Origin of the sequence: Natronohydrobacter thiooxidans (assembly GCF_001884735.1) — a bacterium.
Classification (GTDB): domain Bacteria; phylum Pseudomonadota; class Alphaproteobacteria; order Rhodobacterales; family Rhodobacteraceae; genus Roseinatronobacter; species Roseinatronobacter thiooxidans_A.
Genome location: NZ_MJAP01000003.1, coordinates 574,375 through 591,994 on the forward strand (window position 1 = coordinate 574,375; position 17,620 = coordinate 591,994).

Consider the following 17,620-nt stretch of genomic DNA (forward strand, 5'->3'; position numbering starts at 1 on the left):
CAATCACAGGAGGAAATCATGAAGACGATCAAGAGCCTAATGGGTAGCGGCACGCTGGCCGTGTCCCTCTTTGCCTTGACGAGCATGGCAAGCGCCCAGCATATCGTGGTGTGGTCGCTCGATAAAGAGCATCAGCCCGCCTACAATCTGGCGAGAGAGTTTCACGACCTCGACAACGGAATCACCGTCGAATACCGCGAAGTCCACTTTGAGGATGTGGTGAGCGAATCCATGCGCGCCTTTGCGACCGGACAGGCGCCCGACATCATCGCAATCGACAATCCCGAGCACGCCCTTTTCGCCGCACGCGGTGCGTTCCTCGACATTACCGATATGGTGGCGGCGTCCGACGTGATCGATCCCGACAATTATTTCCCCGGCCCGTTGAACTCGGTCAGCTGGGAGGGAAAACTCTACGGCCTTCCAAAGGCGACGAACACGATCGCTCTCTACTACAACAAGGACATGTTCGCAGCCAAAGGGCTTGATCCCGAGAGCCCGCCAGCGACCTGGGAAGAGCTGGTCGAGGCGGCGCGCACGCTCAATGACCCGGAAAACAATGTCTATGGCATCGCGTTCTCGGCCCGTGCCAGCGAAGAGGGCACGTTCCAGTTCCTGCCCTGGGCGCAGATGGCTGGCGGCGGCTACGAGAACCTCAATGCACCCGGCGTTGTCGAAGCACTCGATATCTGGAAATTGTTTATCGATGAACGGCTTGCCTCGCCCGATACACTGACGCGCGGACAATGGACATCGACCGGCACGTTCAACGCGGGCAATGCCGCCATGGCCATCTCCGGTCCGTGGGAACTCAATCGCATGGTCGAAGAAGCCCAGTTCGATTGGGGTGTTGCGCTCTTGCCGGTTCCAGGCGAAGACGCCGAGCGCTCCTCGGCCATGGGTGATTTCAACTGGGCGATCTTCTCGACCAGCAAGAATCCCGAAGCCGCATTCAAGGCGCTCGAATATTTCGCCAGTCAGGATCATCGCCTGTTCCCGGAATGGGGCCAGTTGCCAGCACGTTCGGACGTGGAACTTCCCGAGACGGGCGAGCCGCTCAAGGACGCTGCTCTCAAGGTGTTCCTCGAACAGCTGCAATACGCGCAGGCCCGTGGCCCGCACCCGGAATGGCCGCGCATTTCCAAGGCAATTCAGGATGCCATCCAGTCGGCCCTGACCGGTCAGGCCACCACGCAGGCAGCGCTCGATCAGGCCGCTTCCACCATTCAGGGAATTCTGGGCAACTAGTTCCTCCCCGCCCAGAGGCTGCCCGGGCAACCGGGCAGCCGTCCAGACCGATGCAAAGGAGAGGGTGTGATGAGCCGCCTGCTTTCCAGCCTGCGCGACGGCAAAGGGTTCGACATCGTATTGGTTGCGGTGCCGCTCGCCTTCCTGCTCGTCTTCAGCGGACTGCCCTTGATCTACAATGTGGTGATGAGTTTTCAGGCCGTGGACATGTTCAGCCTGGGCACGTTCAACCGGCCCTGGGTCGGCTTCAAGAATTATGTGGACGTCTTCAGCCTGCCGGCCACATGGCCCATCATGCGCAACACTGTCATTTTCGTCGTCTGCTCGATTGCTGGCCAGTTTGTCATTGGCTTTGCGCTGGCCCTGTTTTTCGCACGCGGCTTTCCCGGCTCATCCTATATCCGCGGCCTGTTTCTCGCATCATGGGTCATGCCGGGACTGGTTGTCGGTGCGATGTGGAACTGGATCCTTGCCGGCGATTTCGGGGTTCTCAACTACGCCCTGAGATCCCTCGGCATCATATCCGAAAACATCTTCTGGGCATCGAACCCGGCCTGGTCGCTTTGGGCAGTCATCGTTGCCAATATCTGGCTGGGTATCTCGTTCAACATGATCCTGCTTTCGGTCGGGCTGGCCGCGATCCCGCGCGATCTCTATGAGGCCGCTGCACTGGATGGCGCCAATGGCCTGCAGAAATTCTGGACCATTACGCTCCCCATGATGCGCTCGACCATCGGGGCGGTCATCTCGCTGGGACTGATCTTCACATTGCAGCAGTTCGATCTCTTTGCCTCGATCACCTCGGGCGGTCCGGCGAATTCATCCAACGTTGCGCAATACTGGGCATGGGAAATGTCGTTCCGCCAATATGACTTCGCCAAGGGCGCGACCATCTCGGTCGTGATGATCGCGGTCGTGATGATCGCCTCGGTCATCTATGTGCGCTCCACACGTCATGAGGTGCGCGGATGAGCATCGCCTGGACCAACCGCATGCTGTTGCTCGTCGCGCTCGGCCTGGCAGCGCTCTATCTCTTTCCGCTCTACTGGATGTACGTCACCAGCCTCAAGACCGGGTCCGAGATCTTTGCCACGCCGCCGGGCATGTTTCCCGCCTCGCCGCAATGGAGCAATTTCGTTTATGTCTGGGAAACCCGGAATATGGGCCGGTTCCTGTGGAACTCGACCATCATTGCGAGCGGCACCATGGCGCTGACGGCCATTCTCGGCACGGGCTGCGCCTATGTGCTGGCCCGGTATCGCAATGGCTGGATCGATCTGGCGCTGTTCCTGGTGCTCATGCTGCAAGTGCTGCCTGCCTCGCTGATGATCACGCCGATCTTTGTGGGCTTCTCCCAGATCGGCCTGCTCAATTACCCACAGCTCGCCGTCATCCTTGCCGTGACGGCAAAAGCGATGCCTTTCTTTGTGGTTCTGGTGCGGGCGACATTCATGAGCGTGCCGGGCGAGCTTGAGGAAGCCGCTCTTGTCGATGGCAATTCAAGGATCGGGGCTTTCTGGTTCATCGTCCTGCCTTTGGCCCGCAACGGCATTCTCGTCTCGGCCATCCTTATCTTCATGCAGGCTTTCGGCGAGTTTGTGTACTCCAAATCCATGATCCAGGCGTCCGAGCTGCAACCAGCCTCGGTCGGGCTTAATACCTTCATGGGGCCCAACACAACCGAGTGGGGCAATATCATGGCCTATGCCACGATCTATGTGACCCCGATCCTCGCCGCCTTCGTCCTGCTACAGCGCCGCATCGTCTCCGGCCTTACCTCGGGAGCCCTGAAATGACCGCCCAGATCGAACTGAAAAATGTCGAGAAGTATTATGGCGCTTACCATGCCCTCAAGAATATCGATCTGTCGATTGCCAAGGGACAATTCGTCGCTCTTGTCGGGCCATCGGGTTGCGGGAAATCGACCCTGTTGCGCTCCCTCGCCGGGCTTGAAACCATAACTTCGGGTGCCATTCACATCGCCGGCGAACGGGTCAATGACCTGCCACCACGCAAGCGCGACGTCGCCATGGTATTCCAGTCCTATGCGCTCTATCCGCATATGAACGTCATGGATAACCTGACCTATTCGATGCGCCTCAAGCGCAAACCGCGCGCCGAAATCGAAGCCGCGGCAAAGGAAGTGGCGGAGACGATCGGGCTATCGCACCTGCTTGACCGCTTCCCGCGCGAATTATCGGGCGGGCAACGCCAGCGTGTCGCGATGGGCCGTGCAATCATCCGCAATCCGAAGGCCTTCCTGTTCGATGAGCCCCTCTCCAATCTCGATGCCTCTTTGCGGGTGCATATGCGCAAGGAAGTGCGGGCGCTGCACAATCGGCTGGGCGCGACTTCGGTCTATGTCACCCATGACCAGATAGAGGCCATGACCATGGCCGATCATGTCGTGGTCATGCGCGACGGCATCATCGAGCAGCAGGGCGCGCCGCTCGATCTTTATGCGCATCCCGCCAACCAGTTCGTCGCCGGTTTTATCGGCTCACCGGCGATGAATTTTGTCGATGCACGAATTAGCGAGTCCGGAGAGGCGGCACGGCTCAACCTGCCCGGCGAACCTTTGATCCCGCTCAACGGCAGCTACCCGCCGGGCAGGAGTGTAATTGTCGGCCTGCGACCCGAGCATTTGAGTGTTGTGGGTCCAGATGCGGGACTGGCGCTCAAGGTTAGCATGGTCGAATCCGTTGGATCAGCCAGTTATATTTCCTGTTCCGCCACGCCTGAGCTTTCCTTTGTCGTGGAAGGCACAACCCGATTGCGGTCAGGCGACAGCGTGCACCTCGCAATCGACCCAGACCATGTTCATGTCTTTGATGCCAAAACGCGCCTTGCGATCGGAGTGGTTAACTAGGGTCTGTTCCAGGTCTTTAGACCTGGCGCTTGATGGTCTGCGGAACAGACACGTCGTGCGCATTCGACCGACCCCCAATCACCACCATGATCCGCGAGCGGGAAGGCAGCATACGCGTAGACGAACAAAGCCGCCCTCGTCCGCGCCCGCTCATCCGGCGCAGGCCACGAGACTTCCGCCATGGAGGCGATATAGGGGAAGCCATCGCCGCGCCGAAGAGCCATCTGCCCGTCGGGAACACGGGAGACGCAGAAGCGATACTGGACAGGGCTTGTCAATTCGGTGCAGTCCGAGAGCCATCACGGCGAGGAGCGGAGCCGCCACGAACAGCGCGATATAGCTGGGGGGGCAGGAAAGTTGGTCCTTGCGGCCCGAGGCTTATACCGGTCGCCAGCGCATCCCCGCCAAAGCCGAGCGAAGTGGCCGAGGTGACTATGAGCGCGGCGCTATTCCTGCGGTCAGAAGCTGGTATCTGTCACCAGGTTTTCCCTCATCGCGCGTGGGAAAGACCTTGCTGTCATGCCACAAAAAGACCGGGGAACTCTGCCTTCAACTCTGGCCCAAGTGCAACGGAATGGGACAGGTGCTGCGCCATCGCGGCCCTTGCCTGCTCGGGGTCTTGCGCCCGCAAGGCATCAACAATCGCGGCGTGATCTGATATGATCTGCTCTGCCTTGTCGGCGCGCGGCAGATGCAAGGACCGGATACGGTCGATATGCCCGCTCTCACGGCGCACGAGCCGGTGCAATGCCATGCGGTTCGTCACCCGGAACAGGGTTTCGTGGAACCTGAAATCCAGACGGCGAAACCCGGCAAGCTCGCTCTGCTGCACGCATTCACGCTGCAAATCGACGATGCTGGCCAGTTCCGGATGGACCCTTGCGGCGGCACTGCTGGCGATCTGGGCAATGATGGCTTGTTCCAGCGTGCTGCGCAGGAAATGCATCTGCACTGCCTGCGACAAATCAATCCGGCTGACACGCGTGGCGGACTGCGGCTTGATTTCGACCAGACCTTCCTCTTGCAGGGCACGCAAAGCATCGCGGACAGGCGTGGCACTGGTCGCGAATTGCTGGCGGATCTGCGCAGGGCTGAGCGGCGCACCGGGCATCAGATCAAGAGCGATGATCCGGTCGCGCAACGTGTCGTAGATTGTGTTTACTGCCGGTGAGAAAGACCCGTCCACCTGCGCGACCCCGCTTCTGACCTAATATATTAGAAGAGCGAAACAGGCCTATGTCAAGATTGCCCGGACGTGTCAAACAGTTCGGGATTGGTTTGCAAAAGCGTCTGCATGAAGGCGAGCGATCCCGAGACATGCGTACGCACCAGTTCTTGCGCGCTGAGCCGTGACCGGTTGGCAATCGCATCAAGGATCGCTTCATGCTGGCGCGTCAGACTGTCGAGTTCGCTGCGCTCGGCAGCTTTGAGAAACCGTATGCGGTCGAGATGCGCCTTGCGGGCATGGATGACCTGCCAGATCCCGCCCATGCCGGCGATGTCAAACAGGGATTGGTGAAACTGGTCATCGAGCGGCATGTATTCGGCATAGGAATTGTGCCTTGCGATCAGTTTCTGCTCCAGAATAATGGCGCGCGGGCGGGCCAGATCAAGCGCTTCGGCCTGACACAGGACATCAACCACAGGCATTTCAAGATTGACGCGCAGAAAATGTGCCTGCCGCACGGAAGCGGGGTTGATGGCGGCGACGAATGTGCCGTGCTGCGGCGCGATCACGACCAGTTCCTGCTCTGCAAGGCGCAGGATTGCCTCGCGGACGGGCGTGCGGCTGACGGCGAATCTGTCGGCCAGATCGCGCTCCTGAAGCACCTGCTTGGGCGGCAATTCCAGCGTTACGATCATACGCCGCAACTCTTCGTATATTAGATCTGCGCGGGACCGTTTGCGCTTTGCCTGTGTCATCTGACAGTTCACGCCTTTGTTTTTTCTGATCTTATACGAGCGGGTGCAGAGTTTCAAAGTCGTTTCACACTGTTCTTCCGAAAGCTTGCACTCCATTCATTAATATATTAATGTAGCAGAACGATTCAATCGCACGAAAATGCTAGTGGAGGAGCATCCATGACTTTCCGTTATACCGCCATGATGGCGGCCAGCACGCTTGCCCTGAGTGTTTCAGCAGCGCATGCCGAAACGAACTGGCCCACCCGCACGATCAATGTCATCATCGGCGCAGGCCCCGGTGGCGACACGGATTTCAACGCCCGCACCATGGCGCGGTATTTCGAGCAGATCACCGGCGGCTCGATGGTCGTGACCAATATGCCCGGCGGCGGCGCGACGATCGCGACCTCGGCTGTGCGCGACGCGGATCCGGATGGCTACACCATGCTTTTCGGCCATACCGGCCACCTGATCGTGACCGAAGTCTCAGGTCTTGCCGATTATGGCATTGATGATTTCGAGATTTGCTGCATCCCGGCAATCGACCAGGGTGCGGTCTTTGTGGCCAGCGCCCAGTCGGGCATTACCAGCATCGACGATCTGGTGGCGCGCACGGATGCAGAACCGCAAAGCGTTGTCTTTGGCACCGAATTCGGCGGCTATTCGCATCTGCAAGGCACGATCTTCCAGCAGGAGACCGGTGCGGATATGCATGTGGTGGATACGGGATCAGCCTCTGACAAGATCGCAGCACTTCTGGGAGGACGTATTGATGTCGGCGGTATCGCCTATGGTGCGATCCAGGATTACCACGCCGCCGGACAGATGGTCGTGCTTGGCCAACCGAACGACACGCGCAATGAGCTTCTGGGTGATATTCCGACCTTCGTGGAACAGGGCGTCGATTTCGTGATGAACAATCCGTATATCATCGCCTTCCCCCAAGGCACGGATCCTGAGATCGTGGCCAAGATGGAAGATGTCATGCGCCAGATCACCGAGATCCCGGAATATGCGGCGGATCTGGAACAGGGCTTCAAACAGCCGGTCTCCTTCCTGCCGAAAGACGAGGCATTGGAGCGTCTGAACGCGATCCGCGACGCTTACATGCCCTTCCGCGAAGTGCTGCAGGCGGCACGCTAAGGTCAGACTGGCCGACGTCCGGCCGACAGCAGGGCTGCGCAAGACCGGCCTGCTGTCGGCCCCCTAACCGATCTTCCGGGGGAGCCTTGATGTCCCGAAACTCTGAACTCATCATCGGGCTGGCCATGCTGGGCGCGGGGCTCGGATATCTTTATCTGACCATGCAACTGCCCCGTCGTGGCACTGTCGATGCCACATTCTTCCCCTATGCGCTGGGCAGCGCGATGGCCGCGCTTGGCCTGTTGCAGATCCTTTTCACGCTGCGACGCTCGGGCTTCCTGCCGCTTGCGCCCTCGGAACGTTTGCAACCGCGTCAGCTTCTGACTGTTGCCGCCACGCTTGGGCTGGTCGCCGGGTTCATTGCCGCCTTGCGCCCGCTGGGCTTTCCCGTTGCCGCCGCGCTGTTTCTCTTCGCGCAGTTCTGGCTGCTCACGCCATCAACGCAGCGACCAAGGCCGATCCTCTATGCCGTGCTCGCCATCCTGTCCGCTGTCGTGATCTTCGTGACCTTCCGCTACGGGTTTCGCCTGATGCTGCCCGGCGGCCCGCTGACCCGCTATCTGCCGTAAAGAGGCCCGCCAATGCTTGACCTTCTCCTCGCGGGTTTCGGCAATGTGCTGTCACCGCAGATCTTTATCCTGATCACTCTGGGCGTGGCCGTGGGTATCGTCTTTGGTGCCGTGCCGGGGCTGACCGCTGTCATGGCCATCGCGCTTTGCCTGCCCATGACCTACACGCTGGGCCCGGCGGCAGGGATTTCGCTGCTGATTGCGCTGTTTGTCGGGGCCACGTCAGGCGGATTGATTTCGGCGATCCTGCTCAAGATACCGGGAACGCCGTCCTCCATCGCCACGACATTCGACGGCGCGCCCATGATGGAAAAGGGCGAGGGCGCGAAAGCGCTAGGTGTAGGGATCGTGTTTTCCTTCATCGGCACGATCCTGTCCATCGGCGCGCTGATGTTCATCGCCCCGTCGCTGGCGCGCGTGGCGCTGTCCTTCGGGCCGCATGAATATTTCGCCATCGCGATCTTCTCGCTCACGCTGATTGCGACGCTCTCCTCCGGCTCGATGATCAAGGGCATTTTTGCGGGCGTTGCAGGTTTTGCCGTCTCGACTGTCGGGATTGCCCCGGTCGATGCAATCACGCGCTTCACCTTTGGCCGGGTCGAGATCAATGCAGGCTTTTCCATTCTGACGGTGCTGGTGGGCATGTTTGCGGTGGCAGAAGTGATCCGCGTTGCCGAAAGCGCCCATCGCAAGGGGGGCGCACCGGTTGCCCCGCCGCTACTGGTGAGGATCAAGGGATTTGGCTTTTCCATGGCCGAGTTTCTGGGCCAGATTCCCAATGCGATCCGCTCCAGCCTGATCGGCATTTCCATCGGCATCCTGCCGGGGATCGGTGCAGGCACGTCCAATATCATCAGCTATATTGCCGCCAAGAAGCGCTCTAAAACACCCGAGAAATTCGGCAAGGGCACGATCGAGGGCGTTGTTGCCAGTGAATCGGCCAATAATGCCGGGATCGGCGGCGCGATGATCCCGCTTCTGACGCTGGGGATTCCCGGGGATGCGGTCACGGCCATTCTGCTGGGCGGGCTGATGATCCACGGCATCCAGCCGGGGCCGATGCTGTTCATCACCCAAGGCCCGCTGGTCTATACGATCTTTGCCGCGCTGGTCGTGGCGGCCATCATGATGCTGATCCTGGAATTTGTCGGGCTGCGGCTGTTCATCAAGCTGCTGGCAATCCCGAAACATATCCTGCTGCCGATCATTCTGGTGCTTTGCGCTGTGGGCGCTTTCGGACTGGCCAGCCGCATCTTCGATGTCTGGACGATCCTTGCCTTTGGCATCCTTGGCTATGCCTTTGCGAAAGCGGGCATGCCGACTGCACCCTTCATCATCGGCTTCATCCTTGGCCCGATGGCCGAGACGAATTTCCGCCGCGGGTTGCAGCTTTCATCCGGTGATTTCACCGGCTTCCTGACCAACCCTATCGCAGGCACCTTCCTCGCCCTCGCGGCGCTGTCGATCCTCTGGCAGGTCTACGCCGCGCTGCGCCCCCACAAGATTGCGACCCTGCCCAATGCGCAGGACTGACCGGAGCAGTTGACATGACACACAGAAAAACCCCTGAAACGCTGCGCTCTGCGCGCTGGTTCGGCCCTGATGATCTGCGCAGTTTCGGGCATCGCTCGCGGCTGATGCAGCTTGGCTATTCCGAGGCGGATTTCAAGGACAAACCCATCATCGGCATTCTGAACACATGGTCAGAGTTGAATTCCTGCCATTCCCATTTCCGCGAACGCGCGAAAGATGTGAAGCGCGGCGTGTTTCAGGCCGGTGGGTTTGCGGTGGAACTGCCCTCGCTTTCGGTCGATGAGAGCTTCACCAAACCGACCTCGATGCTCTATCGCAACATGCTGGCCATGGAGACGGAAGAAATGATCCGCTCGCATCCGCTGGATGGTGTGGTGCTGATGGGCGGATGCGACAAGACCACACCGGGGCTGGTGATGGGCGCGCTGACCGCCGGAGTGCCGATGATCTATCTGCCCGCTGGCCCGATGCTGCGCGGCAATTACGCCGGGCGCGCGCTGGGGTCGGGGTCTGACGCGTGGAAATACTGGGACGAGCGGCGCGCAGGCAGTATTTCCGATGATGAATGGCAGGGATTGCAGGGCGGCATCGCGCGCTCGGCCGGGGTGTGCATGACCATGGGCACGGCCAGCACGATGACCGCCATCACGGATGCGATGGGGCTGACGCTGCCCGGCGCCTCATCAGTGCCCGCGGTGGATAGCGGCCATCAGCGCATGGCTGCCGATTGCGGTCGGCGTATCGTCGAGATGGTCTGGGAAGACCTGACCCCCGACCGGATCGTGACCGGGGCGGCGGTGAAGAATGCCGCTATCGTGGCCATGGCCATGGGCTGTTCCACCAATGCAGTTGTGCATCTGATCGCCATGGCGCGGCGCGCGGGCGTGCGCCTGACGCTCGATGATCTGGACGCGCTGGGGCGCATAACGCCGCTGATCGCCAATGTCCGCCCTGCGGGCAAGGACTACCTGATGGAGGATTTCTTCTATGCAGGCGGGTTGCGCGCGCTGATGAAGCAGATCGAGGAACGGCTGGACACATCCTGCCTGACCGTGACGGGCAAGACCATGGGCGAAAATCTGGACGGTGTGCAGGTTTTCAACGAGGACGTGATCCGCCCGCTGTCGAACCCGGTCTATCACGAAGGATCACTGGCGGTCCTGCGCGGCAATCTGTGCCCGGATGGCGCAGTCATCAAACCTGCGGCCTGCGACCCGAAATATCACATCCATGAAGGCCCCGCGCTGGTCTTTGACAGCTATCCCGAAATGAAAGCGGCGATAGATGATGAGACCCTTGATGTAACCCCGGATCATGTGCTGGTGTTGCGCAATGCCGGGCCACTGGGCGGGCCGGGTTTCCCGGAATGGGGAATGCTGCCGATCCCGAAAGCGCTGATCAAGCAGGGCCACCGCGATATGTTGCGCATCTCTGACGCGCGGATGTCGGGCACATCTTACGGCGCCTGCGTGCTGCATGTAGCCCCTGAAAGCTATGTCGGCGGCCCGCTGGCGCTGCTGAAGACCGGCGATATCGTGCGGCTGGACCTGCCGAACCGTCGTCTGGACATGCTGGTGAGCGAGCCGGACCTCGCCGCGCGCAGCAAAGCCCTGCCCGCGCCAGAGCCGCGGTTTGAGCGCGGCTGGGGCTGGATGTTCTCGAAACATGTGACCCAGGCCGATACCGGCTGCGATTTCGATTTCCTGGAGCGCGATTTCGGCCGTGCGGCGGGCGAGCCGGATATTTTCTGAGGGAAGACCATATGACACTCGACGACGCCCTGCGCGGAATTTCCGGCATCCTTGTCACCCCCTATGACAGCGCGGGTGATATCGCCCCCGAACGTCTGGCCCCGATCCTTGACCGGGCGCTGGGGGCCGGGCTGCATATGCCAGTAGTCAATGGCAATACTGGCGAGTTCTATGCCCTGACCACCGATGAGGCCGCGACCATGGTGCGCGAAACTGTGGCCATGGTGGATGGTCGCGCGCCGGTGCTGGCAGGTGTCGGGCGGGGGCTGCGCGATGCGATCTGCTTGGCGCGCGCCTCGGCAGAGGCGGGCGCGACGGCGCTGATGGTCCATCAGCCGCCCGATCCATTTGTGGCCCCGCGCGGCGTGGTCGATTACCTGCATGCGATCAATGATGCCTCCGGCGGGTTGCCGATGATGCTCTATCTGCGCAACGATGCGATTGGCACGCGCGCGATTGCCGATCTCTGCGCCGTGCCCAATGTGCGCGGCGTCAAATGGGCCACGCCCAATCCGTTGCGGCTGGCGGAAGCCATCGCTGCCTGCGATCCGGGCATCACATGGGTCGGTGGTCTGGCAGAGATCTGGGCGCCGGTTTTTTACGCGGTGGGTGCGCGCGGTTTCACATCCGGGCTGATCAATATCTGGCCGGAGCGGTCTCTTGCCATTCACGCAGCACTTGAAGCGGGGGATTATCAGAGCGCCAATGCCCTGATCGCAGGCATGCGCGCGTTCGAGGATATCCGCGCCGAAGAAATGAACGGCACCAATGTCACCGGGGTCAAGGCGGCGCTTCAGGCGACGGGCCTTGATTGCGGGCCGACCCGCGCGCCCTCGGCATGGCCGCTGACCGACAGTCAGCACATGCGCCTGCACCAGTTCCTGACCCGAAACAACCTGATCTGACAGGATAGCAACATGAGCGACTACACCCTTTCCGACGCCACCCGCGCGGTGCTGAAAAAAGTGTCCACCGCGTCAGTGGCAACCGCGCTTTACAAGCGTGGACTGCGCAATCAGTTCATTCAGGGCGTGCGCGCTGTCGCCGCCAAATCCGAAGTGATGGTCGGGCAGGCTTTCACGCTGCGCTACATTCCGGCGCGCGAGGATCGCAACCCGATCACCGCGTTTCGCAGCCCCGAACACCCGCAGCGCGTCGCGATCGAGACCTGCCCGGCCGGGCATGTGCTGGTCATGGACGCGCGCGGCGATGCGCGTGCGGCCACGGCTGGCTCTATCCTGATCACGCGGCTGGCCAGGCGCGGGGCGGCGGGCGTTGTCTCGGATGGCGGGTTTCGGGATATGGCGGGGATCGGTGCGCTGGACATGCCGTCCTATTGCGCCGGGCCATCCGCCCCCACCAACCTGACGCTGCATGAAGCGCTCGACATCAATATCCCTGTCGCCTGCGGCGGGGTCGCGGTCTTTCCCGGCGATGTGCTGCTGGGGGATGGGGACGGGGTTATGGTGATCCCGGCCCATCTGACCGAGGAGATCGCTGCGGAATGTGCCGAAATGGAAGTGTTTGAGGATTTCGTTCTTGAACAGGTGAATGACGGCGCGGGTGTGATCGGGCTTTACCCGCCGACGCAGGAAGAAAACCTAGCTGCATTCGCTGAGTGGCGCAAGAAAACCGGACGTTGAAAGGCTTTGACATGACCCATACCCCGCACGGCAAGCACCTGATCGCAGGCGAAGAGGTCGCGGGCAGCGCAAGCTTCCCCTCCAGCCCCGCACATGGGACCGCGCATGCGTTTTCCGTTGGCACGCCGGATCTGGTGGACCGCGCCTGCAAGTCGGCAGAGGCCGCATTCTGGTCCTTCGGCTATTCCTCGCGCGAGGATCGGGCGCAGTTTCTGGACAAGATCGCCGATGAGATTGACGCTCGTGGCGATGCGATCACCGAAATCGGGTCGCAGGAATCGGGTCTGCCCGAAGCGCGGCTGATCGGTGAACGTGGGCGCACAACCGGACAGTTGCGGCTTTTTGCATCCCATATCCGCAAGGGCGACTATCTGGACCTGCGCCATGACCCCGCCCTGCCCGACCGCCAGCCCGCCCCGCGCCCGGAACTGCGCATGATCCAGCGCCCCATCGGGCCAGTGGCGGTGTTCGGAGCCTCGAATTTCCCGCTGGCCTTCTCGGTCGGGGGCGGCGACACGGCAGCGGCGCTTGCTGCGGGCTGTCCGGTTGTGGTCAAGGGCCATTCCGCCCATCCCGGCACCGGCGAATTGGTGGGCGACGCCATCACCGCCGCCGCCAAATCCTGCGGGCTGCATCCGGGTGTGTTCTCGCTCATTCAGGGCGGCAAGCGCGATGTCGGTGAAGCCCTGGTCACGCATCCGCTGATCAAGGCGGTTGGCTTCACCGGATCCCTGACCGGGGGGCGCGCGCTCTTTGATCTCTGCGCCGCACGTCCCGAACCAATCCCGTTTTTCGGTGAATTGGGCAGCGTCAATCCGATGTTCATTCTGCCCGGCGCCTTAGGCGCGCGCGGCGATGAGATCGCGAACGGCTGGGCTGCCAGCCTGACCATGGGCGCGGGGCAGTTCTGCACCAATCCCGGCATTGCCGTGCTGCTGGACGGACCGGATGCTGAAGGTTTCGCCGCGACCGCCAAAGCCGCGTTGCAGGATGTGGGAGCGCAGACCATGCTGACCGACAGCATGGCAGAAGCCTATCGCGCGGGCCGCGACCGTGTGGCGGCAAGCGAGGGCGTAGAGACCGTGCTGACGACCACATCCGGGCAGCGCAACGCCACGCCTTGTCTCTATGAGACGAGTGGCGCGGTCTGGCTTGCCAATCACCATCTGGGCGAAGAGGTGTTTGGCCCCCTCGGGCTGATTGTCCGGGCGCAGGATACAGGTCAGATGCTGGAAATCGCCCGTGCGCTGCAAGGCCAGCTGACCTGCACCCTGCATCTGGATGCAGAGGATTCCGACCTTGGCCGAAGCCTGATGCCGGTTCTGGAACGCAAGGCCGGGCGTATTCTGGCCAATGGCTACCCCACCGGGGTCGAAGTGGCCGACAGCATGGTGCATGGCGGACCCTACCCCGCTTCGACCAATTTCGGTGCCACCTCGGTCGGCACATTATCGATCCGTCGTTTCCTGCGGCCAGTGTGCTATCAGAACCTTCCAGAAGCGCTATTGCCGCGAGGATGATCCCAACGAGAGCAATTCTTCGAGGGGTGACCGGCGGCCAAGGTCGTGACGTCAAATCGCTTGCGCCCCTGCCCGGTGCTTTACGCTGTCCGGCGGGCGGTGGCGGGGCCTTCCCTGTTGCCTTCACGCCGCCGAAAGTCTCGGACAGGTCAGCGCGTCAGTCGATGCGCTGACCCTGTGCATCAAACGCATGGAGATGTTCCACATCGAAGGCCAGCGCGAGCTCCTGACCGCGCTGCAGCTCGGGTTGACCTTCCAGCACGACCAGAACATCGGTATCCCCGTCGCTGCGGGCATGTAGAACAGTCTCTGCCCCGAGCGCTTCGACCAGCGTCACCCGGGCCGGAATACCGGCCTCCCCCGGCGCAGCCAGACGCAGATGTTGCGGGCGGATGCCGAATGACACTGGCCCGCTTGCGGCCACGGCAACCTGCACCCCGCCCGGCAATGCGGCCTGCCCCCCTTCGGCGACAGCGGGAAAGAAATTCATGTTTGGTGCGCCGATGAAACCTGCCACGAAGCGGTTCGCGGGCCGGTTGTACAGATTCAGCGGTGTGTCCACCTGTTCGACCCGGCCCTTGCGCAGCACAACGATGCGGTCGGCGAGCGTCATCGCCTCGACCTGATCATGGGTGACATAGATCATCGTCGTGGCCAGCCGGTCATGCAGGGCGGAAAGCTCCGCGCGCATTGTGCCCCGCAACTCGGCATCCAGATTCGACAGCGGCTCATCCAGCAGAAAGGCCGTGGGGTCGCGCACGATGGCACGCCCGATCGCCACCCGCTGGCGCTGGCCACCGGAAAGCTGGGTCGGGCGCCGTTCCAGCAACTCCTCGATTTCCAGCATCCGCGCGGCATCGGCCACGCGCGCCGCGATCTCGGATCGCGGCATGCGGGTGTTCTCCAGTCCAAAGGACAGGTTCTGCCGGACCGTCATATGCGGATATAGCGCATAGGACTGGAACACCATCGCCAGCCCCCGGTCGGCCGCGCCCGCGCGGGTCACGTCGCGTCCGTCAATCTCGATCGCGCCCGAGCTCGGCTTGTCCAGCCCCGCAATCAGCCGCAGCAAGGTCGATTTCCCACAGCCCGAGGGGCCGACGAAGACCACCAGCTCGCCCTTCTCGATGGTCAGGTCCACGCCATGAATGACATGGACCCCGCCAAAGCTTTTGCGAATATCCTTCAGTGTGATGCTGCCCATGGTCGCCCCCTATTTCACGCCTGCACCAGCGATGCCGGTGGTGATGAATCGTTGCAGGAAAACGAAGACCAGCACGACGGGAATCATCGTCACGACGGTCATCGACAGGATATAGTGCCACTGCACATTCAGCTCACCCGCATAGGTGTTGAGCCCGATCTGCAGCGTGTATAGCTCGCGCCGTGACAGCACCACGAGCGGCCAGAGGAAGTCGTTCCAGCGCCAGACCACCGAGAAGATCGCCAGCACGGCCAGAGCCGGAGCCGTCAGTGGCAGGATGATGCGCCAGTAGATCTGCCACTCAGAGGCATGATCCATCCGCGCGGCCTCAAGCAGGTCATCGGGGATGGTCAGCATGTACTGGCGCAGCAGAAAGACCCCGGTCGGCGTGGCGATGGTGGGTAGAATCACCCCCCAGAGCGAATCCAGCAGCCCGACGCGGCTGACCACCGAATAGAGCGGCACGAGGATCACCGAGAGCGGCACCATCAGCGTGCCGACGATGACCAGAAGCACCGCATCGCGGCCCCGGAAGCGGTATTTGGACAGCGCAAACGCGGCCATCGAATTGGTGAAGAGCGTCAGGATCGTGGCGAAGAAGGTCACGAAGACCGAATTGCGCAGATAGACGAAGAAGTCGAAATGCAGAAACGGGTCGGTGTAGTTTCCATGTGCGATCCCGACATCGCGTACCGGCGTGCGGTCGGCAATGCGCACAGAGATCTGCGCGTCGGGATCGCCCGGATCGACCATCTGGGCATTTGCCCCGATGCGCCGGACCTGCGCCAGATCGCGGGTGCTGCCATCCTCCATGGTGACGGTGAACAGCGGCAGCGGGGTGTCATGGCCCTCGACCGCCGCCGTCTGCTGCACATAGGGCAGCAGTGTCGGCGGGAATTCCGCCAGTTGCGCGGGATCTTTCAGCGAGGATGAGATCAGCCAGAGCGCCGGGCCGAACATCAGCACAGTGCCGCCGATCAGCCAGACCCAGCTGGCCACATCGGTCCAGTGCCAGCGCCCGCCATGGCCGCGCCGCCGCGTCAGGAATGTCAGAATCGTGCTCATCTTTCCCTCGCCTTTTCTGCCCGCCGTGACAGGCCCAGCTGCATGAGCGTCAGCACCACCAGCACCGCGCCCATCAGGATCGAGGCGGCCGCTGCCAGCCCCGGATTGCGCAGCAGCGAGGCGAAGCCGACCTCGTAGATATACTGCGTCATGAACATGGTCGCCGTGCCCGGACCGCCACCGGTCAGCACATAGGCTTCATCGAAAATCTGCACGCCCCGGATCAGCGCCAGCACCAGAACCACGGCGAGATTGGGCCCCAGAAGCGGAAGCGTGATCCGCCAGAACACGCGGGCGGGCGGTGTGGCATCCATCTCGGCGGCCTCATAGAGGTCTTTCGGGATCGCCTGCAATCCTGCCAGCAGGATCAGGGTGAAGAACCCCATATGCGCCCAGGTGCTGACCCCGATCGCAGCGGCAAAGGCATAGAAACGGTCGTTCAGCCAGACCACACGTTCGGCGCCGAAATTGGTGACGATCAGGTTCAGCAGTCCTTCGCGCTGCAGGATCCAGCGCCAGATCAGCCCCACGACCACCGGCGACAGCAGGACCGGAAAGAAAAACACCGCCCGGAAGAAACCGCGCCCGGCCATGTTGCGGTTCAGGATCAGCGCGGTGATCATCGACACGGACACCATAAGACTGACCTGAAACAGGACGAAGAAGAAGGTGTTATGCGCCGCCCGCCAGAACAGATCCTCGCGGCAACTCAGCGGGTCAAGGTAGTTCTGGCAGTCGGTCAGCCGCTCATATTGCTGACCACCGACCCAGGCGCGCTGATCCAGCAGGATCTCGGCGCCCCCGGTAAAGGAATAGACGAAGTTCAGGATGATCGGGATGATCACGAAAATACCGAAGATGGCCATGTTCGGGATCAGGAAGACAGCGATCATGCCGCCAGTACCTGCTTTGGCCTGAATCAGGCGCATCACCGGATCAATAGCCCGCGAGATCAGGACAAGCGGCAGCAGCACCACCTGTCTGAGCAGCGGTCCAAGCCGGTCGCGAAGCCGTCGCAAACGCCGGTCGGACCCTTCCGGCGCGGCCGTGGCTTTGACCTGTGCAATCTCGTTTTCCATTCTCCCCTCCCCCCAGCTATTGGCGATGCTACGGGCGCATGCGCGCCCGCTCGCGGTTTCGGAAGTGCCGGTGCCTGCGCGGACATGCGCC

Annotated in this window: 16 protein-coding genes; 11 read left to right on the forward strand and 5 right to left on the reverse strand. The window is 61.7% G+C overall.

Annotated features, from left to right (window positions below):
- Positions 1 to 18: 18 nt before the first annotated feature.
- From BG457_RS05270 to BG457_RS05285, 4 genes are all read left to right on the forward strand, one after another.
- Positions 19 to 1,248 (forward strand): ABC transporter substrate-binding protein, encoded by a 1,230-nt coding sequence (locus BG457_RS05270; RefSeq protein WP_071795916.1) that lies wholly within the window; start codon positions 19 to 21, stop codon positions 1,246 to 1,248.
- 69 nt (positions 1,249 to 1,317) lie between these two features.
- Positions 1,318 to 2,220, forward strand: a complete 903-nt coding sequence (locus BG457_RS05275) for a carbohydrate ABC transporter permease (protein ID WP_071795917.1) — start codon at positions 1,318 to 1,320, stop codon at positions 2,218 to 2,220.
- A complete protein-coding gene (locus tag BG457_RS05280) occupies positions 2,217 to 3,044 on the forward strand; it encodes a carbohydrate ABC transporter permease (protein ID WP_071795918.1) in 828 nt (275 codons plus the stop codon). The genes BG457_RS05275 and BG457_RS05280 overlap by 4 nt, the downstream gene beginning before the upstream one ends.
- Positions 3,041 to 4,117: an ABC transporter ATP-binding protein gene (locus BG457_RS05285; protein WP_071795919.1), complete on the forward strand. Its 1,077-nt coding sequence runs from the start codon at positions 3,041 to 3,043 to the stop codon at positions 4,115 to 4,117. The genes BG457_RS05280 and BG457_RS05285 overlap by 4 nt, the downstream gene beginning before the upstream one ends.
- A 517-nt stretch (positions 4,118 to 4,634) precedes the next feature.
- Here BG457_RS05285 and BG457_RS05290 read toward each other — a convergent pair.
- Both BG457_RS05290 and BG457_RS05295 read right to left on the reverse strand, forming a co-directional pair.
- Positions 4,635 to 5,303: a GntR family transcriptional regulator gene (locus tag BG457_RS05290; protein WP_071795920.1), complete on the reverse strand. Its 669-nt coding sequence runs from the start codon at positions 5,301 to 5,303 to the stop codon at positions 4,635 to 4,637.
- A 53-nt stretch (positions 5,304 to 5,356) separates the two neighbouring features.
- Positions 5,357 to 6,136, reverse strand: coding sequence for a GntR family transcriptional regulator (locus BG457_RS05295; protein WP_342715420.1), 780 nt, complete (start codon positions 6,134 to 6,136; stop codon positions 5,357 to 5,359).
- Between the two features lie 63 nt (positions 6,137 to 6,199).
- Here BG457_RS05295 and BG457_RS05300 point away from each other — a divergent pair, with 63 nt between their 5' ends.
- The 7 genes from BG457_RS05300 to BG457_RS05330 all read left to right on the forward strand — a co-directional run bounded on the left by BG457_RS05300 (position 6,200) and on the right by BG457_RS05330 (position 14,181).
- The gene (locus tag BG457_RS05300) at positions 6,200 to 7,165 is read left to right on the forward strand and encodes a tripartite tricarboxylate transporter substrate binding protein (protein ID WP_071795922.1); all 966 of its coding nucleotides are present in this window, start codon (positions 6,200 to 6,202) and stop codon (positions 7,163 to 7,165) included.
- An 89-nt stretch (positions 7,166 to 7,254) separates the two neighbouring features.
- On the forward strand, positions 7,255 to 7,734 hold the full coding sequence (locus BG457_RS05305) for a tripartite tricarboxylate transporter TctB family protein (RefSeq protein WP_071795923.1): 480 nt from the start codon (positions 7,255 to 7,257) through the stop codon (positions 7,732 to 7,734).
- Between the two features lie 12 nt (positions 7,735 to 7,746).
- Complete coding sequence (locus BG457_RS05310) at positions 7,747 to 9,267, forward strand: tripartite tricarboxylate transporter permease (protein WP_071795924.1); 1,521 nt, start codon at positions 7,747 to 7,749, stop codon at positions 9,265 to 9,267.
- Between the two features lie 14 nt (positions 9,268 to 9,281).
- Complete coding sequence (gene araD, locus BG457_RS05315; RefSeq protein WP_071795925.1) at positions 9,282 to 11,018, forward strand: L-arabinonate dehydratase; 1,737 nt, start codon at positions 9,282 to 9,284, stop codon at positions 11,016 to 11,018.
- Between the two features lie 11 nt (positions 11,019 to 11,029).
- Positions 11,030 to 11,923, forward strand: coding sequence for a dihydrodipicolinate synthase family protein (locus BG457_RS05320; RefSeq protein ID WP_071795926.1), 894 nt, complete (start codon positions 11,030 to 11,032; stop codon positions 11,921 to 11,923).
- Between the two features lie 12 nt (positions 11,924 to 11,935).
- Complete coding sequence (locus tag BG457_RS05325; RefSeq protein WP_071795927.1) at positions 11,936 to 12,661, forward strand: ribonuclease activity regulator RraA; 726 nt, start codon at positions 11,936 to 11,938, stop codon at positions 12,659 to 12,661.
- Between the two features lie 11 nt (positions 12,662 to 12,672).
- The gene (locus BG457_RS05330) at positions 12,673 to 14,181 is read left to right on the forward strand and encodes an aldehyde dehydrogenase (NADP(+)) (RefSeq protein WP_071795928.1); all 1,509 of its coding nucleotides are present in this window, start codon (positions 12,673 to 12,675) and stop codon (positions 14,179 to 14,181) included.
- A 157-nt stretch (positions 14,182 to 14,338) separates the two neighbouring features.
- Here the strand turns inward: BG457_RS05330 and BG457_RS05335 are convergent, their stop codons facing one another.
- From BG457_RS05335 to BG457_RS05345, 3 genes are read right to left on the reverse strand one after another with little or no spacing between them, the layout of a single operon-like run.
- Positions 14,339 to 15,385 (reverse strand): ABC transporter ATP-binding protein, encoded by a 1,047-nt coding sequence (locus BG457_RS05335; protein ID WP_071795929.1) that lies wholly within the window; start codon positions 15,383 to 15,385, stop codon positions 14,339 to 14,341.
- 9 nt (positions 15,386 to 15,394) lie between these two features.
- Positions 15,395 to 16,450, reverse strand: a complete 1,056-nt coding sequence (locus tag BG457_RS05340; protein WP_071795930.1) for a carbohydrate ABC transporter permease — start codon at positions 16,448 to 16,450, stop codon at positions 15,395 to 15,397.
- On the reverse strand, positions 16,447 to 17,529 hold the full coding sequence (locus BG457_RS05345; protein ID WP_084657471.1) for a carbohydrate ABC transporter permease: 1,083 nt from the start codon (positions 17,527 to 17,529) through the stop codon (positions 16,447 to 16,449). The genes BG457_RS05340 and BG457_RS05345 overlap by 4 nt, the downstream gene beginning before the upstream one ends.
- Positions 17,530 to 17,620: the final 91 nt, after the last annotated feature.